This is a genomic window from Streptomyces avidinii (assembly GCF_014650695.1).
In the GTDB taxonomy this organism is placed as follows: Bacteria; Actinomycetota; Actinomycetes; order Streptomycetales; family Streptomycetaceae; genus Streptomyces; species Streptomyces avidinii.
Window position 1 is genome coordinate 499,366 of record NZ_BMVL01000003.1, and the last position, 25,576, is coordinate 524,941.

Annotated in this window: 23 protein-coding genes; 9 read left to right on the top strand and 14 right to left on the bottom strand. The window is 72.1% G+C overall.

The annotated features are described in order from the left end of the window. Positions 1 to 26: 26 nt before the first annotated feature. Entirely contained in the window at positions 27 to 839 is an 813-nt protein-coding gene (locus IE257_RS10340; protein ID WP_189967002.1) for an ATP-grasp domain-containing protein, read from the bottom strand. Next, a complete protein-coding gene (locus IE257_RS10345) occupies positions 836 to 1,768 on the bottom strand; it encodes an ATP-grasp domain-containing protein (protein ID WP_189967004.1) in 933 nt (310 codons plus the stop codon). Before IE257_RS10345 ends, IE257_RS10340 begins: the two co-directional genes overlap by 4 nt. Before the next feature lie 521 nt (positions 1,769 to 2,289). Between IE257_RS10345 and IE257_RS10350 the strand changes: the two genes are divergently transcribed. Further along, the gene (locus IE257_RS10350; RefSeq protein ID WP_189967006.1) at positions 2,290 to 3,021 is read left to right on the top strand and encodes a DUF7873 family protein; all 732 of its coding nucleotides are present in this window, start codon (positions 2,290 to 2,292) and stop codon (positions 3,019 to 3,021) included. A 411-nt stretch (positions 3,022 to 3,432) separates the two neighbouring features. Here IE257_RS10350 and IE257_RS10355 read toward each other — a convergent pair whose 3' ends face one another. The 3 genes from IE257_RS10355 to IE257_RS10365 all read right to left on the bottom strand — a co-directional run bounded on the left by IE257_RS10355 (position 3,433) and on the right by IE257_RS10365 (position 5,851). After that, positions 3,433 to 4,161 carry an anti-sigma factor gene (locus IE257_RS10355; protein ID WP_189967008.1) on the bottom strand — a complete coding sequence of 243 codons (729 nt, stop codon included), beginning with the start codon at positions 4,159 to 4,161 and terminating at the stop codon, positions 3,433 to 3,435. Further along, complete coding sequence (locus IE257_RS10360; protein WP_030384524.1) at positions 4,158 to 4,769, bottom strand: sigma-70 family RNA polymerase sigma factor; 612 nt, start codon at positions 4,767 to 4,769, stop codon at positions 4,158 to 4,160. Before IE257_RS10360 ends, IE257_RS10355 begins: the two co-directional genes overlap by 4 nt. A gap of 83 nt (positions 4,770 to 4,852) precedes the next feature. Beyond that, positions 4,853 to 5,851, bottom strand: a complete 999-nt coding sequence (locus IE257_RS10365) for a DUF1996 domain-containing protein (protein WP_189967010.1) — start codon at positions 5,849 to 5,851, stop codon at positions 4,853 to 4,855. A 110-nt stretch (positions 5,852 to 5,961) separates the two neighbouring features. Here IE257_RS10365 and IE257_RS10370 point away from each other — a divergent pair, with 110 nt between their 5' ends. Continuing rightward, positions 5,962 to 6,927, top strand: a complete 966-nt coding sequence (locus tag IE257_RS10370) for a phosphotransferase family protein (RefSeq protein WP_189967012.1) — start codon at positions 5,962 to 5,964, stop codon at positions 6,925 to 6,927. A 15-nt stretch (positions 6,928 to 6,942) separates the two neighbouring features. On the opposite strand, the gene IE257_RS10375 is transcribed toward IE257_RS10370, so the two are convergent. Next, on the bottom strand, positions 6,943 to 7,590 hold the full coding sequence (locus IE257_RS10375; protein WP_189967014.1) for a GNAT family N-acetyltransferase: 648 nt from the start codon (positions 7,588 to 7,590) through the stop codon (positions 6,943 to 6,945). Positions 7,591 to 7,791: 201 nt separating this feature from the next. Here IE257_RS10375 and IE257_RS10380 point away from each other — a divergent pair, with 201 nt between their 5' ends. The 3 genes from IE257_RS10380 to IE257_RS10390 all read left to right on the top strand — a co-directional run bounded on the left by IE257_RS10380 (position 7,792) and on the right by IE257_RS10390 (position 13,677). Then, positions 7,792 to 8,541: a DUF1838 family protein gene (locus IE257_RS10380; protein ID WP_189967016.1), complete on the top strand. Its 750-nt coding sequence runs from the start codon at positions 7,792 to 7,794 to the stop codon at positions 8,539 to 8,541. A gap of 387 nt (positions 8,542 to 8,928) precedes the next feature. After that, complete coding sequence (locus tag IE257_RS10385; protein ID WP_189967361.1) at positions 8,929 to 10,692, top strand: S8 family peptidase; 1,764 nt, start codon at positions 8,929 to 8,931, stop codon at positions 10,690 to 10,692. 213 nt (positions 10,693 to 10,905) lie between these two features. Beyond that, on the top strand, positions 10,906 to 13,677 hold the full coding sequence (locus IE257_RS10390) for a helix-turn-helix transcriptional regulator (protein ID WP_229920244.1): 2,772 nt from the start codon (positions 10,906 to 10,908) through the stop codon (positions 13,675 to 13,677). Between the two features lie 24 nt (positions 13,678 to 13,701). Here the strand turns inward: IE257_RS10390 and IE257_RS10395 are convergent, their stop codons facing one another. From IE257_RS10395 to IE257_RS10405, 3 genes are all read right to left on the bottom strand, one after another. Further along, entirely contained in the window at positions 13,702 to 14,619 is a 918-nt protein-coding gene (locus IE257_RS10395; RefSeq protein ID WP_372453057.1) for a glycoside hydrolase family 19 protein, read from the bottom strand. A gap of 146 nt (positions 14,620 to 14,765) precedes the next feature. After that, positions 14,766 to 15,179, bottom strand: a complete 414-nt coding sequence (locus tag IE257_RS10400; RefSeq protein WP_189967017.1) for a rodlin — start codon at positions 15,177 to 15,179, stop codon at positions 14,766 to 14,768. Positions 15,180 to 15,346: 167 nt separating this feature from the next. After that, a complete protein-coding gene (locus IE257_RS10405; RefSeq protein ID WP_030384532.1) occupies positions 15,347 to 15,538 on the bottom strand; it encodes a DUF5302 domain-containing protein in 192 nt (63 codons plus the stop codon). Between the two features lie 208 nt (positions 15,539 to 15,746). Between IE257_RS10405 and IE257_RS10410 the strand changes: the two genes are divergently transcribed. Continuing rightward, positions 15,747 to 17,108 carry an FAD-dependent oxidoreductase gene (locus tag IE257_RS10410; RefSeq protein WP_189967019.1) on the top strand — a complete coding sequence of 454 codons (1,362 nt, stop codon included), beginning with the start codon at positions 15,747 to 15,749 and terminating at the stop codon, positions 17,106 to 17,108. Positions 17,109 to 17,205: 97 nt separating this feature from the next. Here the strand turns inward: IE257_RS10410 and IE257_RS10415 are convergent, their stop codons facing one another. Both IE257_RS10415 and IE257_RS10420 read right to left on the bottom strand, forming a co-directional pair. After that, a complete protein-coding gene (locus IE257_RS10415; protein ID WP_189967021.1) occupies positions 17,206 to 17,724 on the bottom strand; it encodes a mycothiol transferase in 519 nt (172 codons plus the stop codon). A 52-nt stretch (positions 17,725 to 17,776) separates the two neighbouring features. Further along, positions 17,777 to 19,312, bottom strand: coding sequence for an MFS transporter (locus IE257_RS10420; RefSeq protein ID WP_189967024.1), 1,536 nt, complete (start codon positions 19,310 to 19,312; stop codon positions 17,777 to 17,779). 154 nt (positions 19,313 to 19,466) lie between these two features. Here IE257_RS10420 and IE257_RS10425 point away from each other — a divergent pair, with 154 nt between their 5' ends. Both IE257_RS10425 and IE257_RS10430 read left to right on the top strand, forming a co-directional pair. Further along, positions 19,467 to 19,904, top strand: a complete 438-nt coding sequence (locus IE257_RS10425; protein WP_189967027.1) for a MarR family winged helix-turn-helix transcriptional regulator — start codon at positions 19,467 to 19,469, stop codon at positions 19,902 to 19,904. A 5-nt stretch (positions 19,905 to 19,909) separates the two neighbouring features. Then, positions 19,910 to 20,500, top strand: a complete 591-nt coding sequence (locus IE257_RS10430; protein ID WP_189967029.1) for a HutD/Ves family protein — start codon at positions 19,910 to 19,912, stop codon at positions 20,498 to 20,500. Here the strand turns inward: IE257_RS10430 and IE257_RS10435 are convergent. Further along, complete coding sequence (locus IE257_RS10435) at positions 20,497 to 22,311, bottom strand: galactose oxidase early set domain-containing protein (protein WP_189967031.1); 1,815 nt, start codon at positions 22,309 to 22,311, stop codon at positions 20,497 to 20,499. The two genes, IE257_RS10430 and IE257_RS10435, sit on opposite strands and share 4 nt — an antisense overlap. 255 nt (positions 22,312 to 22,566) lie before the next feature. On the opposite strand from IE257_RS10435, the gene IE257_RS10440 reads away from it, so the two are divergent. Further along, a complete protein-coding gene (locus IE257_RS10440) occupies positions 22,567 to 23,229 on the top strand; it encodes a DUF4360 domain-containing protein (RefSeq protein WP_189967033.1) in 663 nt (220 codons plus the stop codon). Between the two features lie 78 nt (positions 23,230 to 23,307). Here the strand turns inward: IE257_RS10440 and IE257_RS10445 are convergent, their stop codons facing one another. Next, positions 23,308 to 24,351 carry a LacI family DNA-binding transcriptional regulator gene (locus IE257_RS10445; protein ID WP_189967035.1) on the bottom strand — a complete coding sequence of 348 codons (1,044 nt, stop codon included), beginning with the start codon at positions 24,349 to 24,351 and terminating at the stop codon, positions 23,308 to 23,310. 93 nt (positions 24,352 to 24,444) lie between these two features. Beyond that, positions 24,445 to 25,455 (bottom strand): glutathione S-transferase family protein, encoded by a 1,011-nt coding sequence (locus IE257_RS10450; protein ID WP_229920245.1) that lies wholly within the window; start codon positions 25,453 to 25,455, stop codon positions 24,445 to 24,447. Positions 25,456 to 25,576: the final 121 nt, after the last annotated feature.

Here is a 25,576-nt window from a genome sequence, read left to right on the forward strand (position 1 = left end):
CGCGCCGCGACACCGGGCCGCCGCTCTCACGCCCCGCGCATTCCCCCGTCCGGACCTGCACGGCGCAGCGCGAGCGCCGCGAGGGCCTCGGGGGCGCCGGCCTGGCCCCGGATTCCGGGGAAGGCGTTGACGTCCACGATCAGCGGTGTTCCACCCCCGGTGTCGATGATGTCCACACCGTAGATGTCCAGTGCGAACACCGCGCCCACCTCGCGCACCAGACCGGCCCATCCGGAGGGCAGCTCGGCCACGGCCAGGGACCGGGTCGGGCCGCGGCCCCCGGGGGAGAGCTCGGAGCGGCGCAGGGCCGAGAAGACCTTGTCCCCTATCGCCCACAGTTTGTGGTCCCAGCCGCTGTTGGGCGCGTACTCCTGCACCACCACCGGCTCGTGCGGCCAATCCCGCGCCAGTTCCCGCAGGCGCGTCATGTCGTCGACGCGGGCCACCAGGTCGCCCCGGCGGCTGCGCCGGCTCTTGACGACCACGGGCCCGTCGAGCCGGGCTCCGGCCGCCCACGCCGAGAGGGACCCGGGGGTGCGGGTGGCGGCGAAGGGCAGGCCGGCCCGCAGCGCGAGCTCCGCCATCTCCGTACGGTCCTGGCACAGCTCGGTGGCCGCGGCGGAGTTCACCACGGCCGCCCCGCGCCGCTCCAGGTCCCGCGCGAGCTCCAGCGCCTGCGGTGTCCGCGACTTCAGCAGGTACACCGCGGCGAGCGGCAGCGGCACCGCCCCGGGCGCGGCCGGGTCGACGGCTTCGACCGTGTGCTCCGGGGCGAGCAGCGCCGTGGTGTCCGCCAGCAGCGGATGCCCGGGCTCCGGGGTGATCAGGCCGATCCTCACGCGCCGTCGCCCCCCACGGCCGAGACCTGCGCCGGGATCGACAGGGGCAGTGCCGCGTACGGCGGCGGAGCGGGCGAGGGCACCGTCGCGGTCGTGGCCGCCGGCGGCTGCGCCGAACCGCCGGCCCGCGCCAACCCCAGGACCGCACGGGCCACCCGCGCCGCCGCGTCCGGCACCTGACGGAAGCTGGGGAAGTCGTTCACGTCGACGACCACCGGTCCGTCCGGGCCCAGCAGCACGTCCACGCCGTACAGGTCCAGCCCGTACACCGTCCCCACCTGGGCGGCGATCGCCGCCACCTCGGCCGACAGCGGCACGCGGCGCTCCCGCACCGAGGGGTCCGGGTGCAGCGGGGAGCACCGCTCGGTCGCGAACAGCTCCCCGCCGACCCCGTACACCTTGATGTCCGTACCCGAATTGGGGACGTAGGGCTGGGCGATGAGCAGGCCCTCGCCCGCGAGCACGGGCAACAGGGACTCCAGCCGCTCGGGCGACTGCACCAGGTGCACGGCCCGCCCGGAGCTGCCGTCGGCGGGCTTGACGACGAGCGGGTACTCCGCCGCCGGGATCTCCCGGAGCAGCTCGGGGAGGGCCACCGCGTACGTCGGCGGCAGCGGGAGCCCCCGGCCGCGCCCGATGGCGGCGGCCAGCGCCTTGTCCCGTACGCCCCGGATCGACCGGGCGTCATTGACGGTGGTCATCCCGGCCGCGGCCGCCGCCTCCAGCAGCGTCAGACCCGGACCGCCGGACACCGTCTTGAGCACCCAGGCGTCGTGCGCACCCGCGTCCACCACCTCGGTCATGCGCAGCAACGAGCCACCGGGCCGCACCACGTCCACCTGGTGGCCCCACGCGGTCAGCTGCCCGATCACCTCGTTCGGCATGCCGTCGTGGCGGTAGTGCTCCTCCACCAGGAAGCAGAGCCTCATGGACCTTCCCCATATTCCCCGGACGTCCGCCGATACCGTCCGGCGAGTTGTGACGTCACAGGATGTCATGGACCGCAATGTGATGATCGGTCCGTGTGTGGGTGGGGAGCGGGTGCCCGGGCCTGCGGACGCGAACGGGCTTCGGCCCGGACGGAAGAGGCCCCTCCTCACCGGCCCCGGTCGAGGGGGTGTCGCCGACCCGACCACTGAGCCGGGCGCCCGCGGAGCGGTCCGGACCGACTCCCATCCGGGTTCGGAGCCCCGGATCCACCGCATCGGCGGTGAGTTGCGGATCGTCCAACGGTCAGGTGAAACCGGGGCCGGCCCACGTCAACAGCTCGACCGGCCCGGATGTCCACGGCCTGATCACAGCGGCGTCCGCGAGGGTGAACGCGCGCAGCTCAACCACAGCTCCACCAGCCTTCAAGAGCGACACTCATGCCCCGTGACACTACCGAGGCCGAGCGCAGGTGCCGGAAAATCCGATGAATCATCAGACAATCGGCTGCTACGTTGACCGCGTGCCGAAGCTGAATCAGATCATCGCAGTGGAAAAGGGCGTCAAGTCCAAGTCCCTCCAGGAGCTCACGCAGGCTCACCACGACGTCCAGAAGCCCGCCCTGCTGGCCGGCATCTCCCGGACCTACCAGCCCAAGGACGAGGAGGGCGAGCAACTGCCGCCCGAGTCCACCCGGGTACAGATCAAGGCCGAGGACGTGCTGCGGGCGACGGCCGGAACCCTCACGCGGCTGTTCGACGTCACGGCGACCAAGGACTGGGCCAACCGAACCGCGGCCGCCGATGTCGTCGTGGAGGGGACGGTCCTGCTGGCGCAGGTGCCCGTGCCGTACCTGCTCTTCCTCGAGAAGCAGCTCACGGACATGCACACCTTCGTACGGAAGCTGCCGGTGCTGGACGCCTCCGAGTCCTGGAACCTGGACCCGTCCACGGACTCCTGGAAGACGGACCCGGTGCGCACCATCCGCACCAAGAAGGTGCCGCGCAACCACGTGAAGGCCGAGGCCACCGAGAAGCACCCGGCGCAGGTCGAGGTGTACTACGAGGACGTTCCGGTCGGCTACTGGACGACCGTGAAGTTCTCCGGTGCGCTCCCCGCCCGGCGGGTCAACGAGCTGCTCGACCGCGTGGAGAAGCTGCAGCAGGCCGTGAAGTTCGCCCGCGAGGAGGCCAACAGCGCCGAGGTCACCGACCAGCGGGTCGGCGACGCGGTGTTCGGCTACCTGTTCAGGTAGCCCCGAAGACTCCCTCTGCATGTCTGCAGGGGGTGCGCGAGAGCGCAAGCTGAAACTGATGTTGAAGCTGAACAGGGGTGTCAGTTGGGGGTTCGAATCCCTCCCCCGGCATTACGTGCCGGGGTGGCCCAAGCCGGTAGAGGCGGCCCCTCAATCTCAGATTCTCGCTCCAGTCTCAGTATTCGCCGCCGAACGCCGGATCGACCGAGCGTGGACGATCATCGATGGATGGGGGTTCAAGTCCCCTCTGCGCCTCTTCTCGTGGCGCGGTAGTTCAAAGGCAGAACACGTCGATCTAAGAATGATCCGCGACTCTTAAACGTGCCGGTGTGCGCAATTGGGTGGCAAGCAGGAGCCCGGGAGCTGGATATGCTCCCGGGCTCCGTCACGTTCCGGTCGGACCGGTTCCGGTCAGGCGGGCACCGGTACGGACACGAACGTCCTGCCCGCCTCGTTCTCGACCAGGATCGCCCTGACGTCCGCAGGGTCCACGGCCGCCGATCCGTCCAGTGCCGCGCCCTTGGCCTCGCCGTTCTGGCTGCCCGTGACCCAGCCGGCGGCGGTGGTGCGCGTACCGTTCTTGGAGAGAACGACCAGCCGGCACCGCTCGCCCGGCGGCACGCCGGTGACCGCCGCGTGCACCCGCACCCACTTGGTGGCGGGCGTCATCTGCACGGTCATCCGCGCACCCGTGACCTTGTCGGTCGCGGAGAGCACCTTGGTCCCGGCGGGCGGCGGCGAAGGGTCCGCCGTGGCCGTCGGGGAGGGCGGCACCGGCAGTGCGACGGCCCCCGAATCACCCGTACCCAGCTGGGTGCCGGCCCAGAACACGGCGGCCAGCGAGGCCGCCACGGCCAGCCCCGTCAGTCCCGCGCGCCGGCGTCGGTCGCCCGCCCGCTCACCGCGCATCTGCCGCAGGGTGCGCTGGAGCAGCAGGTCCCCGCCCTGCGGAGGACCGTCGAGGAACGCCTCGTCGGGCACCTCCCCCAGTGCCGCCTCCATCTCGCGCAACGCGGCCACCTCCTCCCGGCACTGCACGCACCCGCTCGTGTGTTCCTCGATCCGGCGGATCTCCTCGGCGTCCAGGACGCCGAGTACGTAGGGGCCGAGCAGTTCCTCCTCGTGCCGCTGCCGGTTCATGCCACCACCTCACGCAGTCCGGCGGGCTGCTGGGGCGGCCTGCCCGATCGTTTTCCTTCTCTGGAACCGATGTCCCTGAAGCCGTCGCTCTTGAAGACGTCGCGCAGCGCCTTGAGGGCGTAGTGCGAACGCGATTTGACCGTGCCCGCCGGGATGCCGAGGCTGTCGGCCGCCTCGGCGACGCTGAGCTGCCGGTAGTACAACTCCTTCAGTACGTCGCGGTGTTCCGGCGACAGCTGGTCGAGGGCCCCCAGGACCGTCATGCTGTCCACCACCGAATCGGCGTGGTCCGCCTCCACCGGGGGAGCGGACGAGGCTCCGGATACCTCCGCGGGCCGGGCGGCCTTGGCCCGGTAGCGGTCGGTGATGATGTTGCGGGCCACCGTGAGCAGCCAGCCGCGCACCGAGCCCTTTCCGTTGACCAGCACCTCGGAGTGCCGCCAGGCCCGGATGAGCGTCTCCTGGACGACGTCTTCGGCGGCGGCCCGGTCTCCGGTGAGCCGGGTGGCGTACGCGAGCAGGGCGTGGCCGTGCTCCTCGTACACCGACTTGATCAGTGCCTCATCGGTCGAGCCCCGCCGAGTGCGGGGCCACAGTGGTCCGGCCATCTCACCCTCTCCGTCTTCCTCGCATATGTGGTGCGGTCGGAACACGCCACAGGGCCCCATCCGGTTCACGTGACCTGCGTCACTCAGGTCCGGCAGGCGCGGCCCTGGTTGAGGCAGCCGACGACCGCGGCCATCTGCCGGTCGGTCATCGCGTTCACGAACATCGCGTGATCGGTCTTCGGGCTGTGCCGCTGCTCCGGGAAGGAGTCGAGTGCCACGTTCACCCCCGGGGGGACGTTGTAGGCGAGGGAGAGGCGCAGTTCGGGCACCGGGAAGGTGTCCTTCGGGCAGACCCCGTTCGCGGCGGGGAAGCGCAGGTGCGAACGGTGCGTGGCGCCGACGGTGTCGAGCCCGTTCCAGCAGCTCGGGAAGACCAGGGTGCGGGTCACCCGGTCGCCCGCGGGACAGCGCGGGTAGCGCGTGGTGGCCCGGTCCGGGGAGCCCGAACACCCCCAGCGGGCCCGGACGTCGGCCTCGTCGGCCGCCGTGTACGCGACGGCGTCGCCCGTGATGCCGCGCAGGAAGCGCGGCATCGGCACGACCTTGCTCACCGGATTGCCGCGGTACTCCACCACGACCGAGGCCTCCGGCAGGATCTCGCCGACGTTGCCGTGCCCCGCCGAACCCTCGTGCGGGCGCCCGCCCGGGCGGTCGGGGCGCCGCAGGACGGGCCAGTAGTACGTGGACCGGTCGCCGCCCGTGCAGCTCGTGGCGGCGGCGTCCAGGGACGCCACGGTCGACAGCGCGTTCGTGGAGAGGTTCCCGACGTAGGCGTGCGTGTGGTGGGCGCCGCCCAGCAGGCCGGGCGAGACCACCAGGTTGTCCTCGTTGTAGTGGCCCTGTTCGTTGCGGCCGCACTCCACCACCATGGTGCCGGCCGACCCCTCGGGCCCCGGGGCGGGTGCGGCGGCCGGGACGCGCGGAACGTCACGTATGTCGACATAGTCGGACGACGCGGGCCGCCCGGCCGCCGCCCCGGCGTGCGGCCCGGCCGCCCGCGACACTCCCAGGACCGCTGCGATCAGCCCGCCGCCCAGGACCAGGCAGATGACGAGCGTGAGCAGCCGGTGTTCGTTCCCCATGGCGGTCACGGTCGCCGGTGGCGCCCCCGTCGTCAACCTGGCATCCGAATGGCGGTCGCCGGAGGGCGGCTAGTGTGCCTGGAGAGGTTCGGGTGAAGGGGGTCGCGGGCATGGGCGCAGGGTTTGACCAGGAGGGCTGGGGGGACACCCGATCCTGGGTGGAGAAGGGGCTGCCCGGGGCGGAGCGCATCGACAGGGCGGTGCGGCTGCGCGGTGGATGGACCTCGCAGATGCGGCGTCTGGACCTCGACGGTGGTCCCGGCGGTCGGCGCTCACTCGTCCTGCGGTCCTTCGTCAAGCCCTTCTACCTCCGGCACGCGGAGGGCCTGCTGACCCGGGAGGCGACGATCCTGCGCCTGCTCGGCGACACGGACGTGCCCGCGGCCACGCTCGTGGCGGTGGATGCGACGGCGCAGTACTGCGACCACCCCTCCCTGCTGATGTCCCTGCTTCCGGGCGCCGTGCGCCTGGACGACCGGGGCGCCGAGGACCGCGCCGAATTGCTGGCCCGGCAACTCCTGGGTATCCACCGGCTGCCGGTACCCGCGCATCGACGCCCCCGCACCTACCAGGCCTGGGCCTCTCCCGAGCGGGTGACCCCGCCCGCGGCCACCGAGCGGCCCGAGCTCTGGAGGCGGGCGGTCGACGCCATCCGCCGCGATGCCCCGGCCCATCAGGGGTGTTTCCTGCACCGGGACTTCCACCCCGGGAACGTCCTCTTCGCGGGCACCGGCGCGGACCTGCGGATCAGCGGCGTCGTCGACTGGGTGGAGACCTCCTGGGGGCCGGCCGACCTGGACGTGGCCCACTGCTCGACGGCCCTGGCCCTCCTGCACGGCGTATCCGCCGGCATGGCCTTCGCCGACCGCTACGTCGCCGCAGGAGGAACCCTGGCCGAGGACCCCGCCGCCCATCTCCACTGGCGGCTGCTGGACGCGCTGGGCTTCGCCCCGGACGCGGAGAAGGTCGCCGTCCCCTGGCGCGAACTGGGTCGCGTGGACCTGACGGCAGGCGTGCTGACGGAGAGGCTGGAGGGATACCTGCAGGCCCTCTTCGAACGGTACGGCTCCCGGTAACGCCGAGCGGACGGGTCAGGACCCGGGCATGTTCTCGTGCACTGTGACGGCCGGTTGCGGGTCGGTGGCCAGCCGGGCGTGCAGGTGCTCGTCGTGGTACGCCCCGTCGCCGAAGCGATGAGAGTCGCGCAGGGTGCCTTCGGGAAGGTAGCCGCAGCGGTGGGCCACCCGGCAGGAGGCCGCGTTGCCGACCGCGTGGGCGATCTCGATCCGCCGGGCGTCGGCCGTCCGGAAGGCCCAGTCGGTGACTGCCGTCGTGGCCCGGGTCGCCACGCCCCGCCCGCGCGCCGCCGGATGGATCCAGTAGCCGATCATCGCGAGGCCGTCCGCGCGGTCGACCCAGCGCAGGGTGACGCTGCCCAGCAGGACGCCGTCGGTAGCGGTCAGCACGGCGAAGGAGGCCCCGGAGCCCCGGTCCCAGCCCTGCTCGCGGGAGTCCAGCCAGGCCAGGGCCTCGCTGCGGTCGGTTGCCGGGAAAGGGTTCCAGAGGGCGACCAGCGGGTCCACCGCGGCGGCGACCAGGTCGTTCAGCACCGTGCCCGACTCGGCGGCCTCCCGACCCCACGGGCGCAACAGCACATCGCCCAGGTCGAGCGTGCTGCGGACGAAGGCCCGCCCCTCGGCAGGGATCCGGGAGCCGGTCCGGGGCGCTGAGATGCTCATGGCCCCCTTCCTACCCCGCGCACCGGACCTACCGCCAGCCGTTTTCCCCGGCCACGGGCCGGGCCGATCGCGGCGGACCGTCGGTGGCTGCTTCGGGCTGTCGGCGGATCGGCACCCTCCGGGCCACCGCCGCAGCGAGGGGCCCAGGTTGACCGTGGGGCCGCTTGTCCGGTCGGGCGGCGGCCGGACACAGTGGGCCGTATGACATCAGCGCTGACACCCGCCGAGCTCCTGCACGCATTCGCCCGCACCCGCGCCTCGCTCGACGGCGCCGAGGTCACCTACTGGTGGACCGGGGACGTGCACTCCTGGGCGCCCGGCGAGCCCTACCGGCGCCTCTTCGGCTTCGAAGGGCTCAACGTGGCGCGCCTCGTGGCGGACGAGGAGACCGGTGGCTACCAGCTCCTCTCCAGGGAGGCGGCGTTCTACCTGGACCCCGGGACCCGGGAGATCCTGGAGACCTGGCAGGACAAGCCGGTGGTCCACGTCTGGAACGATCCGGCCAACCAGAAGTGGCGGCCGTTCCCGGTCCCCGTCACGGAACTCGGCGACCAGGTCTGCTTCAGCCTGGAGATCCCGCTGGCCTACCCCTCGCCCCTGCCCGTCGCGGAGTACCCCGCCCACTCGGCCGACGACACCTACCGCGCCCTGGAGCTCTTCCAGTTCTTCGCGCCCGCGACCGCCCTGACCGCCGACGCCGCGAGCGTCCCCGCCACGATGTCCTGGACGCGGATGTCCCCGTGGCTGCCGTGGATGGAACAGGGGCAGCGCCCCGGCGGCCTCACCTTCCACTGCCGCGGCCGAAAGCTGGACTCGTACGCGCAGGTACCGGAGCGCACCCGGGCGTACATCGCCGAGCGGCACCCCGAATTCGCCCACGCACCCGAGAAGTGGAGCGAGCCGAACGAGACCAGCTGGACGTACTTCCGCAGGCTCTTCCCACCGCAGTAGTTCCCTGGTCAGCGCCCTGCCGAGGGGCCTCCGGGGGGTGCGGCAGGGGGTGGACAAGGGTTTTCCCCGTATCGAGTTCATCCCCGTGTTGCCTACTGTCTGCCCACCGGCGATCTTCCCCCGACCTACGGCACACACGCCAACCCCACATGGCGTGAAGGCCGCACCGTCGGGGGGAGAGCCGGGACTGCCGTTGCCCTGCCCCGCCGTTGCGGCTCGGCAACGTGGCGCGCGGCGGCCGGGGCGAGTTCGACCACCTCGCTCCCGGCCCCGCGGCCGCCGGAACCTCCCACACTGCACCGACCGGCCGCTCCGGCCTGCCCGGAAACGGCCCGCGAAAGGGAACTCGTGCACGCATCCAGACGTAGGCTCATATCCGTGGTGGCCATGTCCGTCACCCTGCTCGCCGGCTCCGCGACCGCCTCCGTGGCCCTGGCCACCGAGAACCCCGCCGCGGCCCCCGCAGCCACGGTTGCCCCGACCGCGCCGGTCGAGAACCTCATCGTCGGATACAAGTCCTCGGCCACCGAGGCAAGCTCCAACACCGCCGCGGCCGACGACGCCGCCGCGAAGGGCAAGAAGGCCGGCAAGAAGGCGAAGTTCGACCGTCGCCTCGGCACCGGAGCCGCGCTCGTCAACCTCGGGGGGACCGTGGCCCCGGCCGCCGCGGCCGACGTGATGGCCCAGTTCCGTGCCGACCCGGACGTCGCCTACGTGGAGCCGGACACCCGCGCCTACGCCCAGGCCGTCACCCCGAACGACACCGAGTACGCCAAGCAGTGGGACCTCTTCGAGCCCACCGCCGGCATGAACGTCCCCGGTGCCTGGGACAAGACCACGGGCTCCGGCGTCACCGTGGCCGTGATCGACACCGGCTACGTCGCCCACTCGGACGTCGCCCCGAACATCGTCTCCGGCTACGACTTCATCTCCACCGCCTCCGAGGCCCGCGACGGCAGCGGCCGCGACAGCAACCCGGCCGACGAGGGCGACTGGAACGCCACCGACGGCGAGTGCGGGGTCGGCTCCAAGGCCAGCACCTCCTCCTGGCACGGCACCCACGTGGCGGGCACCATCGCCGCGGCCACCAACAACTCCAAGGGCGTCGCCGGAATCGCCTACGGCGCGAAGATCCAGCCCGTCCGCGTGCTCGGCAAGTGCGGCGGCTCGACCTCGGACATCGTCGACGCCATCACCTGGGCCTCCGGCGGCTCCGTCGCGGGCGTCCCGGCCAACGCCACCCCCGCCAAGGTCATCAACATGAGCCTCGGCGGCCCGGGTGCCTGCGGCACCAGCTACCAGAACGCCATCAACTCCGCCGTCGCCCGCGGCACGACCGTCGTGGTCGCCGCCGGCAACAGCAACGCCAACGCGTCCGGCTACTCGCCCGCCAGCTGCAACAACGTGATCAACGTGGCGTCGACCAACCGTGCCGGCGAGCGCTCGTACTACTCCAACTACGGCACGATCATCGACATCGCCGCCCCGGGCGGTGAGACCCGCCGCGCCACCGACACGCCCGGCACCGTCACCACCCCCGAGAACGCGATCCTCTCCACGCTGAACGCGGGCACCACCACCCCCGGCGCCGAGATCTACAAGCCCTACCAGGGCACCAGCATGGCCGCCCCGCACGTCGCGGGCCTCGCCGCCCTGCTGAAGTCGGCGAACACCTCGCTGACCCCGGCCCAGATCGAGACGGCCATCAAGGCCAACTCCCGTCCGCTGCCCGGCACCTGCACCGGGGGCTGCGGCGCCGGTCTCGCCGACGCCGCCGCGACCGTCGCCGCGGTGACCTCGACCCCGCCCACCTCGGGCCGCGAGAACACCACGGACTACACCATCGCGGACAACAGCACCGTGGAGAGCCCGATCACCGTCACCGGTGTCACCGGCAACGCCCCGGCCACCCTCAAGGTGGGCGTGAACATCGTTCACACCTACATCGGTGACCTCAAGGTCGACCTGATCGCCCCGGACGGCAGCGTCTACAACCTGCACAACCGCTCCGGCAGCGGCACCGACAACATCAACCAGGTCTACACCGTGAACGCCTCCTCCGAGGTCGCGAACGGCACCTGGAAGCTGCGGGTCAACGACAACGCCGGCGGCGACACCGGCAAGATCGACTCCTGGAACCTGACCTTCTGATCAGGCGCCAACTCGGCCTGACGCCGAGATAGTACGGACCAAGGCACACCCGCGGACCTGCCGATACACCTCGTATCGGCAGGTCCGACAGGTTTTCCCGGCACGTGACTGATTTCTGCGTCACAATCCGTGTCCACCCACCACTCGACCTCGTATTGTCGCCTCTCACAGGAAAGGCACAGGAACTGGGGATCGAGAGGCTGGTGGCTGTGCGTGGTGGCGGCGACGGGGCACGCTGACACAAGTGTCGGACACGGAGAACTGATCAAGGCGGTCGACCGCGCGCTGACCACGCACGGCCGGGCGCTCCTGACCGGACCGGCCGGCGCGGGCAAGACCGAGGTGGTGCGGGCCGTCGCGGCCGCGGCCGAAAAACGCCGTGAGACCGTGCTCTGCCTCGCCCCCGAGGCGGCCGACCAATGGATACCCGAGGCGTCCGCCGCCGCCCTCCTCGCCTCCGTGCCCTGCGGCGCCCTGGAACAGCTCTCCGGACCCCAGCGCACCGCCATCGCCCTCCTGCGCCGCGAGGCCGACGCCCCCAGAGCCGGCCGCGACCACATCGCCCTGCGTCTCGCCGTCGTCGAGGTACTGCGGACGCTCGCCGCCCGCCAACCCGTCCTGCTCGTCCTCGACAACGCCCAGTGGCTCGACGCCGAGAGCACCGACCTGCTCCGTTTCGCACTGCGCCTCACCCCGCCCCGCGTCCGGGTCCTGGTCGCCGAATGCGTCCAGGGCGGGGTCCCGGTGGGCGAACCCCTCTGCGGCCCCGGCGTCCTCGCCATCCGCGTCCCCCCGCTGGGCGCCGACGAGGTCGCCGAACTCCTCCTTCAGCACGGCCTCCCGGCCCGCCTCGCCGGTCGCATCCACCAGGCCAGCGGCGGAAACCCGCGCCTGGCCCTGGCCCTCGGCCACTCCCTCGCCGAAGCCGCCGAGGCCCGGGACAGCAGCGCCCACCACGCCGACACCCTGCCCGTGTCCGGGCAGGCCCGCGAGGTGGCCCGCCGGCTTCTCGCCGCGGCCCCCGCACCGGCCCGCCGCACCCTGCTGCTCGCCGCCCTCGCCACCCGCCCCACCATCTCCCTGCTGCGCCGGGCCGGCCGCCCCGACGCCGAGACGGAGCTGGCCGAGGCGGAACGGGCCGCGCTGGTCAGGGTGGGGGAGGACGGCACGGTGGAGTTCACCGCCGGAGCCCTGCCCACCGCCCTCGCCGCCGACGCCGGCTGGCCCGAACGCGCAGCCGGGCACGCGGCCCTGGCCGCCGCCGTCGACGACCCCGTCCAGGCCGTACGCCACCGCGCGCTCGCCGTGGACACCCCCGACCAGTGGCTCGCCACGGAGATCACCGAAGCCGCCGCGGCCTGCCGCCGCCGCGGCCAGCGCGCCCTCGCCGCCGAACTGGGCCTGCTCGCCGCCGAACGCACCCCGTCCTGGCTGGCCGGCGAGGAGCTGGCCCGCCTGGTCACGGCCGCCGAGGACGCCGGCTGGGCCGGCCGCGCCGACCTCGCCCGCCGCGCCACCCGGGCCGTCCTGGCCCGCGACGCCTCGCCCGCCGACCGGGTACGCGCCCGGCTCGCCGTGATCGACGCTGCCGGGCAGCAGGCCCTCGGCGCCCTCGACGAGACCTTCGCCCACGCCATGGACGAGGCGGCCGGGGACCCCTCGCTCCAGGCCGCCGTCCAACTGCGGATCGCCTGGAAGCACAATCTCAGCGACGGCGACCCCGTCCGCTCCCGCGACGCCGCCGCCCGCGCCGGGGCGCTGGCCGCGCTCGGCGGCGACCAGGTCGCCGAGGCCATGGCCCTGACCGTACGGGCCCGTATGGGCCGCATCCTCGGCGACCCGGGCGCCGAGGCGATCCTGGCCGAGGCCCTCGCCCTGCCCGCCCCCGAGGTGCCGCTCGGCATGCGCAACGCCCCCCAGTACCTCGCCGTCCGGCACGCCCTCTTCGACGACGGCCTCGACGACGCCCGCCGCCAGCTGATGGTCCTGTTGCCGGCCGTCCAGCGCACCGGCTCCGCCGAGGACGTCTTCGAGGTGCTGCGCAGCCTCACCGAGGTGGAACTGCGCAGCGGCCGCTGCGAGGCCGCCTCCGCCCACGCCCGCCGGGCCCTGGACCTCACGATCGACGCGGGCCTCTCACCCGGCCCCGCCTGGTACGTCGCCGCGATGGCCGAGGCGATGGGCGGCAGCTTCGCCCGGGCCGAGGGCTACGCCCGGCGCGGCATCCAGGCCTCGCAGGAGGAGCACGACCAGGTCTTCCTCTCCCGCAGCCTGCACGCGCTCGGCCTCGTCGAACTCGCCACGGGAGAGGCGGCGAAGGCCGTCGCCACCCTGCGCCGGGTCGCCGAACTGGAGGCCGCCCAACAGGTGGTGGACCCCTCGATCCTGCGCTGGCACGGAGAGCTCGCCGAGGCCCTGATCGCCGCCGACGCACCCGACGAAGCGGCCCGGCTGCTCGCCTCCGTCCGTACCGTCGCGGTCGGCCTCGGCCGGACCGGGGTCGTCGCGGCCCTCGACCGGGCCCGGGGCCTGTGCCTGTCCGCGCAGGGCGATGCCGACGCGGCCGTGCACCTGCTGGAGACCACGGCCCAGCGGTTCGACGCCCTCCAGCTACCGCTGGAGCGTGGCCGGACGCTGCTCGCCCTCGCCCGGGTCGAGCGCCGCCGACGCCGCCGGGCCCCGGCCCGCGCCGCGCTGCGGGCGGCGGCCGAGGTGTTCGACCGGGCCGGGGCCACTCCCTGGACGGAGCTCGCCGGGGAGCCGGCCCCCGGTGAGATCGCCGGCGCGCAGCTACCGGCGGCCGCGACCCTGACCGATGCCGAGACCCGGCTCGCGCTGCTGGTCAGCCAGGGCGCCAGCAATCAGGAGGCCGCGGCGAAGCTGTTCCTCAGCGTCAAGACGGTGGAGGCGCGGTTGACCCGTATCTACCAGAAGCTCGACGTACGGTCCCGGGCCCAGCTGGTCACCGCGCTGCGCACGCGGTGACCGCACCACCGGTGGTAGCGCCGCTCAGCAGCCGAGGTTGTTCCCGGGCGTCACGCCGAGCAGCTGCGTGAAGCTCTGGTACTTCGAGATCCGGCTCTGGACCTGGGCGGGATTGCCGCCGTTGCACTCCAGGGAGCCGTTGATCGAGCGGATGGTCTCCCCGAAGCCCGCGCCGTTCACCATGGCGGCGTGGGCGGTCATCGTGCCCGGGCCGTTCTGGGTGTTCCAGTACCAGAGCGCCGTCTTCATGGCGACGGCCGGGTCCTGCTCCACGAGGTACGGGTTGGCGAGGAGGTTGATGCCGAGGGCGTCACCGGCCGCCTTGTAGTTGAAGTTCCAGCTGAGCTGGATGGGCCCGCGGCCGTAGTAGGCGGCCTGCCCGGCGGGACAGCCGTAGGGCTGGGTCGCGTCGCAGTAGTGGGGGTAGTTGGCGGTGTTCTGCTCCACGATGTGCACGAGTCCGCCCGTCTCGTGGGAGACGTTGGCCAGGAAGGCCGCGGCCTCGCGCCGCTTCACGGTGTCGTCGCCGGTGTTGGCGAAGCCGGGGTAGGCGGAGAGCGCCGCGACCAGGCCGTTGTAGGTGTAGAAGGGGTTCCGGTTCGGGAACATCTGGTTGAACTGGGCCTCGGAGACCACGAATCCGGTGGGGTTGCCCGGGTCCGGGTCCTGGCCACCACCACCGCCGCAGACGCCCTGGTCCGACCAGACGCCCCACTGGCCGGTGGTGCCGGGCGTTTCGCCCTGGGTCCACCACTTCGCCTGCCAGTTGTGGCCGCCGTGGGAGGCGCTCATGCCGCCCGTGTAGACGGCCGAAGAGGCCCAGGCACCGGCACAGGCGGGTGCCGCGGCGGCGGGGGAGGAGGGGAGGGCGATGGCGAGGCCGACGGTGACGGCTGCGGCGGCGGCCAGGGAGAGGGCGCGGCGGCGAAGCGCACGGATCACGTAACTGCTCCTTCAGTGGGGGGAATTGCCGTGGGGGACAACAGTGCCCACTGAAGCGAGAATGGTCTGAACCTGTCAAGGTCTAGACCAAATGAAACGCGCCGGGATCACGCGTGACGCGTGACACCGGCGCGAAATCGAACCGATCAGCTGCCCGAGGAGAGGTTCCCGGAGAGGACCGGGATGTTGCTGGCGATGTGCGAGAGGGCCTCGTCACCCTTGGCCTGGGTGGAGTTCTCGGCGCACTGCTGGTTCTGCGGGTTCGACAGGACGTTGACGTCCTGGACGCCGATGTTGGCGAGGATCGCGACCAGGGACTGGGCGTTGACCTTGGCCGGCAGGCCGACGCAGAGCTTGTTGAGCGAGCCCTGGATGGCGCCGAGCTGCGGGCTCATCTTGCCGTGGGTCTCCTGGTTGCCGTACAGCTGGGCCGCGCCGTTGCCGTTCACGGTGTTGATGCCGTTGTCGTTGCCGATCGCCATCGCCGGGGAGGCGACTGCGGCACCCGCGCCGAGCACGGCGGCGGTGGCGGCTGCGGTGGCCATGAACTTCTTGAGCATGTGGGGATCCTTCTGTCGCACTGTCGCATGAGATAGCTGCCCTCGGCGGGACGTGCTGATCAACTGTCGACAGTGCTCGGGGTTATCCCCACTCACCCGGGTGGCCCAATGCCGGGTTGAGCCACCCCCGGCCGCGACGGCGGGGGCGAGCTCCTCGTGTCCGAGGGTCAGCCGGTCTTGCGGCGGACCTTCTTGTTCTTCCCGCCGGGGCCGCTGCTGGCGCCCTGGACCTTGGCCCGGCTCTGGTGCGCCTGCTGGGACTGGGCGTTCGCGGCGTTGCGGTCCAGGGCCTCCCGGAACTTGCGCTTGGCCGCGTCGGCGGGGGACTCGTCCTGCGGGGTGTCGGTTTCGTCAGCCATTTTGTCCTCCTGGGGTGATCAAGCCGTTTCAGTCTGTCAGGTGACGCCCCCGCTGACCAGCGAGTTCCCCTATGCTCCAAGCATCGCTTGGGGAGGTCATAAGTTTTGATTATGGGGTCATAAAGAGATACCGGGTGCTGAGTTAGGCTTACCTTCGTTTAGGGTTCCCCTTGATCCACCTTGCCGTCAGTCGAAGGGAACCTCTGCCATGCCTCGCCCTCTGCGGGTAGCAATCGTCGGTGCCGGCCCCGCCGGTATCTACGCCGCCGACGCGCTGCTGAAGTCCGAGGCGGCCGTCGAGCCCGGCGTGTCCATCGACCTCTTCGAGCGGATGCCCGCCCCCTTCGGCCTGATCCGGTACGGCGTCGCCCCCGACCACCCCCGGATCAAGGGCATCATCACCGCCCTGCACCAGGTGCTCGACAAGCCGCAGGTCCGTCTCTTCGGCAATGTCGACTACCCGAACGACATCGGCCTCGACGAGCTGCAGTCCTTCTACGACGCCGTGATCTTCTCCACCGGTGCCACGGCCGACCGTGCCCTGACCATCCCGGGCGTCGAGCTCGACGGCTCCTACGGCGCCGCCGACTTCGTCTCCTGGTACGACGGCCACCCGGACGTCCCGCGCACCTGGCCGCTGGAGGCCGAGAAGGTCGCCGTGCTCGGCGTCGGCAACGTGGCCCTGGACGTCGCGCGCATCCTGGCCAAGACGGCGGACGAGCTGCTGCCGACCGAGATCCCCGCGAACGTCTACGACGGGCTCAAGGCCAACAAGGCCCTCGAGGTGCACGTCTTCGGCCGCCGCGGACCGGCCCAGGCCAAGTTCAGCCCCATGGAGCTGCGCGAGCTGGACCACTCGCCCACCATCGAGGTCATCGTCAACCCCGAGGACATCGACTACGACGAGGGCTCCATAGCCACGCGCCGCGCCAACAAGCAGGCCGACATGGTCGCCAAGACCCTGGAGAACTGGGCGATCCGCGACATCGGCGAGCGCCCGCACAAGCTGTTCCTGCACTTCTTCGAATCGCCCGCCGAGATCCTGGGCGAGGACGGCAAGGTCGTCGGGCTGCGCACCGAGCGCACCGAGCTCGACGGCACCGGCAACGTCAAGGGCACCGGCAACTTCACCGACTGGGACATCCAGTCCGTCTACCGGGCCGTGGGCTACCTCTCCGACGAGCTGCCCAAGCTTCCCTGGGACGTCGAGTCCGGCACCGTCCCGGACGAGGGCGGCCGCGTGATCGAGGCCGGCGGCCACCTGCAGTCGACGTACGTCACCGGATGGATCCGGCGCGGTCCGGTCGGCCTGATCGGCCACACCAAGGGCGACGCGAACGAGACCGTCGCGAACCTGCTGGCCGACCACGCCGAGGGCCGCCTCAGCGAGCCGGCCGCGCCCGCGCCGGAGGCCGTCGAGGCCTTCCTCGCCGAGCGCAGCGTCCGCTACACGACGTGGGAGGGCTGGTACAAGCTGGACGCGGCCGAGAAGGCCCTCGGTGAGCCCCAGGGCCGCGAGCGCGTGAAGATCGTCGAGCGCGAGGGCATGCTCGACGCCAGCGGAGCATAGTGTCGCGAGGGCCGGGACCCCGACGGGGTCCCGGCCCTCTGCACGATTTGGTGCGCTCGGCGTCGGCGCCGTCCGGGCAAGGGGACGGGGAGCCGCCTCAGACGCCCCGGTCCCGCTCCAGCACGCCCCGTACGAAGGCCGCCTGCCCGGCATGCTGGAGGTCGTCCGTCAGTACGCTGACCAGGCGCACCCCGAGGGTGACCGGCGGGTCCCAGCGCTCGTCGACCACCCGTTCCAGGTCGGTGGCGGCGAGCCCCCGGACGAACCGCGCGGTCCGCTCGTGCACCGCGTCGAAGTACCCCAGCAGGAGCTCGCCCGAGTCGACCCGGACGGTGTAGACGTCCCGCGGTGAGTGCCCGTACCCGGTCGCCCCGGCGGGCAGCGGCAGCGCGAACCGGTCCGACCACCTCTCGGAGTCCCACACCTGCTCGGTGTCGGCAGCGTCCGCGAGGTGGTCGTCCTGGACGCGGGTCAGATGCCAGATCAGCCAGGTGATCGAGTTCGCCGCCGGGTCCACGCGGGCGTTGAGCAGCTCCGCCGGGACCCCTTCCACGACCTCGTGCACGATCTCCCGGATCCGTCCGAACCCGTCGGCGATGACCTCCGTAGCCTTCATGCACCCACCATGCAAGGCCGGGGGCCCCGGCCGCCGCGAGCGACACGCGGGGTCAGCCGGTGGCGTCCGCCTTCTCCGCCGCCCCGGCCGTCACGGCCTGCTCGGGCGCCGGGGCCGGCTCGGCCGAGGCGGACGGTCCGGAGGCCGCAGCCCGGATGCCGTGACCGTTCCGCAGGCCGATCCAGCCGATCACCGCGACCAGTGCGAAGGCCACGGCCCCGATCCCGAAGGTCAGGGTGAAACCGGACTCGGCGGGCAGCGGCGGGACACCGGCCGGCAGGTGCTCGATGGTCCTGGAGGCCAGGATCGTGGTGACGACGGCGCTGCCGATCGCGCTGCCCGTGGAGCGGGAGATCGAGTTGATGCCGTTGGCGATGCCGCTCTGGTGGTGCGGAACGCTGGACATGATCACGGCGGGCATGGCGGCGTAGCCGAAGCTCACGGCCGCGCCGACGACGAGTCCGGCACCGATCACCGACAGGCTGTGCCCGTGGTCCAGGACGAGCCAGGCGAAGCCGACCGTGCCGAGCGCGGCGGCCAGACCCAGCGCGGTGCGCGGACCGCGGTGCCGCACGATCTGGCCGCCCACCGGCGAGGCGAGCAGCGAGACGATCGCGCCGGGCAGCAGGAACTGCACGGAGGCGCGCAGGATGGACGCGTCGAAGCCGTATCCGGTGAGCGCCTCGGGCATCTGGACGAGGTACGAGACGCCCAGGAAGTTCGCGAACATGCCGAAGCCGACGAGGACGCCGGCCAGGTTGGCCATGAGCACCGGGCGGTGGACGAACATCTTCATGTCGACGAGGGGCTCGCTCACCCTGCGCTCGACGAGCACCCAGACGGCGGCCATGACGGCGGCGCCGGCGAAGCTGCCCAGCGTGCGGGCGGAGCCCCAGCCCCACTCGTGGCCCTGGGAGATCGGCAGCAGGAGCAGCAGCAGGGCGATGCCGAGGGTCAGGGCGCCGAGGAAGTCGGTGCGCCCGCCGGTCTTGTGCCGGGTCGCGGGGACCAGGAGGACGACCGCGAGCAGGGCGAGGAGTGCGAAGCCGGTCGCCATCCAGAAGGCGTTGCGGTAGTCCGCGCCGGACCCGGAGGTGAGCAGCCCGGTCGCGACGAGCGCGAGCCCGCTGCCGAACGCGAGCGTGCCGCTGACCAGGGCCATCGCTCCCGGCAGCTTCTGCGGCCGGACCTCTTCGCGCAGGACCGAGAGGGCCAGCGGGAAGATCGCGGTGGCGGCGCCCTGGAGCACCCGGCCCAGGATCAGCAGCGGGAGCGAGGACGCAAGGGCGGCGATGACGGAGCCGGCGACCATGACGCCGAGCACGGCGACCAGCGTGGGCTTCTTGCCGTGCTGGTCACCGAAGCGGCCCAGCAGCGGGGTGAAGACGGCGGCCGACAGGAGGGTGGCAGTGGTCACCCAGCTCACGTTGGCCGTCGTGGTGCCGAGGTCCTGGCGGATCAGGCCCAGGATCGGGACCGGCAGGGTCTGCATCATCGAGACGACCATGGCGGCCAGGCTCAGGGCGAAGACGATGACCGTCTCGTTCCGGTGCCCGGCGGCCGGGGTGGCGGGGGAGGGGGTGCTCATGGCTGGGGGTGACCTTCTTCGTGTTTCGGAGCTGAAGAGCTTCGGAACGCAGATGTTTGACTTCATCAAGTAACTCGAACGACGGTAGACGTCGATAGTTCAGGTGGTCAAGTAAACAATTGATAATGTGAAGCATCCTGAGTACGCTCCAGGTATGAGCGACACCGCCACGCAGACCCCCACCAAGCTCCAGCTGCTGGAGCTGCTCGCCGCGATCGGCACCGCCCAGTGGCGCGAGTTCGCGGCCGCCGCGGCCCAGCACGGCCTCACCTCCACCCAGGCCAGGGTCCTCGCCCAGCTCGACGGCCCCGTGCCGATGCGGGGCCTTGCCACCCTGCTGGTCTGCGACGCCTCGAACGTGACCGGCATCGTCGACCGCCTGGAGGCCCGCGAGCTGGTGCGCCGGGAACCCGACCGCGCCGACCGGCGCGTCAAGAACGTCGTCGCCACCGACGCGGGGCGTGAGGTGATCCGCCGCGTTCGGGAGGAGATGCAGGCGATGCACGGTGCGCTGGACACCCTCGACGAGACCGAGAGCGCGACGCTCTACGCCCTGCTGGGCCGCCTGCGCCCCTCGATGGAGAAGGCCTGATCGCCATGGGGACACCGAGCGGCGGCGGGATCCGCATCCTGCGGGCGGCCGACCGCACGGCCACCGTGTGGAAGAACGGCGGGGGAGTCACCCGGGAGATCGCGGCCTGGCCCGAGGACTCCGGCATGGACGACTTCGGCTGGCGCGTGAGCCTGGCCGAGGTCGCCGCCGACGGGCCGTTCTCCGCCTTCCCCGGCATCGGGCGGACCCTCACCCTCGCCGAGGGCGCGGGCATGGACCTCACCGTGGGGGGCGTACGCCGGCTCGTGGACGAGCGGTACGCGCCACAGGACTTCCCCGGGGACGAGCCGACCCACTGCCGGCTGCTCTCCGGCCCCGTGGTGAACTTCAACGTGATGTACCGCCGGGGCGCGGTGGAGGCGCGGACCGCCGTCGTACGGGGCCGGTCGGCCCGGACGGTCGCGCCGGGCGAGACGCTGCTGGTGGTCGCCCTGGAGGGGCCGGCCGTGCTCGAACGGCCGGGTGGCCTCGTGGAACTCCTCCCGTACGACGCGGCCCTGGTGACGGGACCGCTCGACTGCCCGGTCCGTACGGACGGGCGCGCGGCGGTCGTCCTCCTCGGCCCGGCCCGCTAGCGGATGCCGAGCTTCACCCACTTCGCGGTGCTGGGCACCCCCTTGGCGTTGAGCAGGAAGAGCATGTAGTACCCGGGCGGGGCATCGGCGGCGCTCGGCGGCGTACGGAGTCCGACGGTGGAGCCGTGCACGCCGGTGATCCGCAGGTCCAGGTGGCGCTGGCTGGTGTTCACCGAATGGGTGACGGTCGTCGGAGCCAGCAGCACCGCGCGCGCGACGTCCTTCGCCGTCGAGCTGGAGACCTGGAAGGTCGCGCCGTGGCGCAGGTCGCCCGCCGGGGCCCGGTCGAGCGCCGGGCGGGGCCCCCGGTGCAGGTAGGCGGGCTCGTAGAGCTCGATGCTGCCGTCCATCCCGTCCTTGATGTCGGGGTCGTTGGCGATCTGCTGGAGCTCGTCGCCGGTGACCATCATCCGGCCGTCCGGCAGGACCAGGGCGTTGGAGTGGTAGCCGCGGGGCAGCCGCTGGGCCGGCCCCAGCGTCCAGCGGCCGCGGGCGTCGCGCAGTTCGATCTGCCGGTACTTCAGGTCCGCCTTCGGGTTGAAGGGCCCGTTGCCGTAGTTCCGGGTGTCCAGGGCGCCGTTCACGGTGAGCAGCGTTCCGTCCGGAAGGATCAGGGTCCCGTCCTGGGTGCGGCCGAAGGCCCTCGGCTCCTCGATGCTCCAGCGGCCCCCGGACAGCCGGTAGGTGAGCGGATCGCGCGGGTCGCCGCCGAGCACCAGGACGGAGTCGGGGCCGCGGAAGCCGGCCGGCAGCGGCACCGCCGAACCGTAGCCGCGGAAGTCCGCGGGCCGCCGCGGCAGGTCGGTGCGGGTCTCCTCGACCGGGTCGAACAGCCACTGCTGGTCGGCGTCGCGGCCCAGTCCGTAGATCTTTCCGTCCCGCAGCGAGAAGAGGTGCGGATAGTCGTTCCGGAACGGCGCGTCGGAGCGGAGCCGCTCGGAGGGGACGTTCGCCGGGATGTCGTACGAACGCCAGGGCACGGGACGCCCCAGCGCGGGGAAGCGCTCCACCACCGGAGTCGGTGTGCCCGTACCGCGCTCGGACTGGCCGGACATGATGATCTGCCGGCCGTCCGGCCCGGTCACGACCGAGGGGTACCAGCGCCCCACGGACATGTCGCGGTTGCGGAACCACTTCTCGGTCCACGGGTCGAAGACGAAGGACAACTTGGCGCCGCTGCCGCCCTTCCCGCCGACGTTGCCGCCGAACACCCCCACCATTCCGTTGGGGAGGTACGAGTGGCCGGCGCAGAAGAACGGCGCCGGGCGCGGGGCGTAGCTGCCGTCGGGCATCAGCACCACCGGCGGCGGCACGTTCTTGAAGGCCCTGGCCCCGGTCCCCTTGGCGGGGTCCCAGAGGTAGGCGCGGCCCGCGTTCGTCCGGCCCACCGTGTTGGTGGGACCGGTCTCCTTGGTGGGGTCGGCCTCCACGCGTTCGAAGGAGAACAGCAGGACCTTGCCCGTCGGCAGCTGGGCCACGTGGACGCCGAAGTCGGGCGAGGGGAAGTACTCGGTGAACCGGCCGAACCGGGCCGCGGCGAACTTCGCGTTGGCCGTGCGCTGGGACTCCTGCAGCGAGATCAGGCTCGACGTGCGCCTGGACTGCGGATAGCTCTGGGTTCCCCTGGCCGCGTCGCGCAGCCGCGCGTGCGCGCGGGCGTGCTCCTCGCCGAGCACTGCGCCCTCGTCGCCGGTGTGGTGGGCCGCGGCGAACGCCGGAGCGGGTCCGGCCGGGGCGCCGGACAGAGTGGCGGCCAGAGCGACGGCGAGCGCCAGCACCGACAGGAGGGCGGAGCGTGGTGGGCGGGACATGGGACTCCTCACCGCAGGAGGGTCCGGCGCCCCGGCCGGCTCCGGACCCCGCTGGTTGCCTGAAGGATCTCGCCGATATTAGGACAAACAGGAGCGGGTGATCGGTGCGACTCGATGCGCCGGGCCGCCTGGGGCCATTCGGTGGGGTGTTTTGGGTTGGTTTATCGTTTCTGCGGTGATGCTCTTCGGCCATCGAGGTGAGACCGCGTGCCCGTCGACCGGACGGGTCCGCCACGGGCGGCTATCCATGGCGTTGTGATCAAGTCGCTCCGTACCGGATTCACCGCAGCCGCCGTGACCGCAACGCTTCTCGCGCTCACGCCCGCCGCCGGGGCCTCGCCCTCGGCCCCCTCGGCCCCCGAAGACCAGGTGAGCGTGGACGTCGCCACCGTGAACGGATCGGGCTGCCGGCCAGGCAGTGCCACCGTCGCCGTGTCGCCGGACAACTCGGCCTTCACCGTCACCTACAGCGAGTACCTGGCCCAGGCCGGCGGCGGCGCCCCCGCCGTCGAAGGCCGCAAGAACTGCCTCCTCTCCCTCGACGTCCACGTCCCGCAGGGGTACACGTACGCCGTGGCCAAGGTCGACTACCGCGGCTTCGGCAGCCTGCAGCCCGGCGCCGTCGGCACGCAGAAGGCCAGCTACTACTTCCAGGGCATGAGCCAGACCGCCTACCGGACCCACAAGTTCAACGGCGCGCTCGACGACAACTGGCAGGCGACCGACACCACGGGCATCGAGGCCCTGGTCTTCGCCCCCTGCGGTGAGCAGCGCAACTTCAACATCAACACCGAACTGCGCGCGGAAGTGGGCACCTCGGACCCGTCGCAGACCAGCTTCATGGCCCTCGACTCGACGGACGGCAGCATCAACAGCGTGTACCACTTCAGCTGGAAGCAGTGCCCCGTGCGGCGCTGACCCGGGACGGGCCCCGGGCCCCGGTCCTCGCCCTGCCCACCCGCAGGGGCTCGCCGCCGCGCGGGCCCCTGCGGCACGTCAGGCCGACGCGCGCCGCACCAGTTCCGTGGCGGTGATCACCGGACGGGGCGCGGTCCGCTCGTCCGGACCGACGTTCAGGGTGTCCATCAGCAGCCGTGCCATCAGCCGGCCCATGCCCTCGATGTCCTGACGTACGGTCGTCAGCGGCGGGTCGGCGCTCTCCGCCACCGCTTCGGCGTCGTCGAAGCCCACCAGCGCCACGTCCCCGGGAACCGTGCGGCCGCTCTCCCGCAGCACGCGCAGCGCGCCGGTCGCCATCAGGTCGTTCCCGGCGAAGACGGCGTCGATCCCGGGGTCCCGGTCCAGTAGTTCCGCCATCGCACGGGCCCCGCCCGCCGGGGTGAAGTCCCCTTCGGCGAACAGCTCGGGGCGGCCCGCCGCGAGTGCGTCCCGGTAGCCGCTCAGCCGGTCGGCCGCCGAGGTCTGGTCGAGCGGCCCGGCGATGTGCGCGATCCGCCGCCGGCCCTGCGCCAGCAGGTGGCGCACGGCCTCCCGCGCGCCCCCGCGGTTGTCGGCGTCCACGTAGGTCACGCCGTCGTGCTCCGCGGGCCCGATGGTCCAGCCGGGGCGGCCGCCGAAGACCGTGGACATGCCGATGCGGCGGATGATGGCGGGCAGCGGATCGTCGGCGTGCAGGGAGAAGGCGAGGGCTCCGTCGACGTGGCCGCCCGCCAGGTAGCGCTCGATCCGGTCGTAGTCCCCGCGGTCCTCCACCAGCAGCAGGACCAGCTGGGTGTCGTGCGCGGTCAGCTCCTTCGCGATGCCGCGGACCTGACGCGAGAAGAACGGGTCCGAGAAGATCCGGATCTCCGGCTCAGGAATGATCACCGCAACGGCCCCGGTGCGCCGGGTGACCAGGGTGCGCGCCGCGTGGTTGGGGATGTAGCCCAGCTCGCGGATCGCCGTACGCACCCGGTCCGCCAGGTGCGTACGGACCCCGTCACCGCCGTTGACCACACGGGACGCGGTGGCCCGGGAGACCCCGGCGTGCGCCGCGACGGCCTCCAGGGTGGGACGGCTGTCGGGACGCGGCTCGGTCACGGATGCTCCTCCACGGGTCCACGGACGGGCGGTCGCACGGTGCCGCCCCACGCCGGACAGCAGCGTAACCGGTGATCGCCCCTGGGGGTGGGGTCAGGGCGAGAGCGGGCTCGAACCCGACGGGACGGCTTCCTCGGGAGCGACCGGTCCGGGTGGTGTGCCGTCACCGAAGGGACGTCCGCCCAGCGCCGCCCGGCCGTGCGGATCGAGCCAGCCCGACAGGTCCGGTCCGCAGGGCACGATGCCGCTCGGGTTGATGTCCTCGTGGACCAGGTAGTAGTGCCGCTTGATGTGATCGAAGTCCACGGTGTCGCCGAACCCGGGGGTCTGGAACAGGTCGCGCGCGTAGGCCCACAGCACCGGCATCTCCGCCAGCTTCTGCCGGTTGCACTTGAAGTGGCCGTGATACACGGCGTCGAAGCGCACAAGAGTGGTGAACAGCCGTACGTCCGCCTCGGTAATGGTGTCGCCGACCAGGTACCGGGAGGCCGAGAGCCGCTCGGTGAGCCGGTCGAGATGGGCGAACAGCCGCCCGTACGCCGAGGAGTAGGCCTCCTGGGTCCCGGCGAAACCGGCGCGGTAGACGCCGTTGTTCACCTCTTCGTAAACGGCCTCGTTCACGGCGTCGATCTCCGCCCGCAGCGCGGGCGGGTAGAGCGCCGGGGCGCCCTCGCGGTGGTACGCCGCCCACTCCAGGGACATGTCGATCGTGATCTGCGCGAAGTCGTTGGTCACCACCTTGCCCGTCGGCACGTCGACGATCGCCGGAACCGTGATGCCCCGGTCGTAGCCGGGATCGCGGGCCAGGTAGGCCTCCTGGAGCCGCTCGATGCCGAGCACGGGGTCGCGGCCGCCGGGATCGAGGTCGAACCGCCAGCTCCGCCCGTCGTGCGTCGGGCCCGCCACGGCCATCGGCAGCGCCTTCTCCAGTCCGAGGAGCCGCCGTACGATCACCGCGCGGCCGGCCCAGGGGCACGCCCGGCTGACCACCAGCCGGTAGCGGCCCGGTTCGACGACGAAGCCGTCACGTCCATCGGCGGTGATCCGAGTGGTGATGTACCGGCTGTCGCGTGCGTAGGCGGCGCCACGCTGCACATAACTCACGCCAGGACCTGCCTTCCGTGTGCCGCTGCGGGTGCGGTTCTGCTCGACCGTGCCGGGACGGATACGGAGGGTGACGCCCGGCATGTCTCCGTACGGCGGATACCCGTCCCTTCGCCCGCCA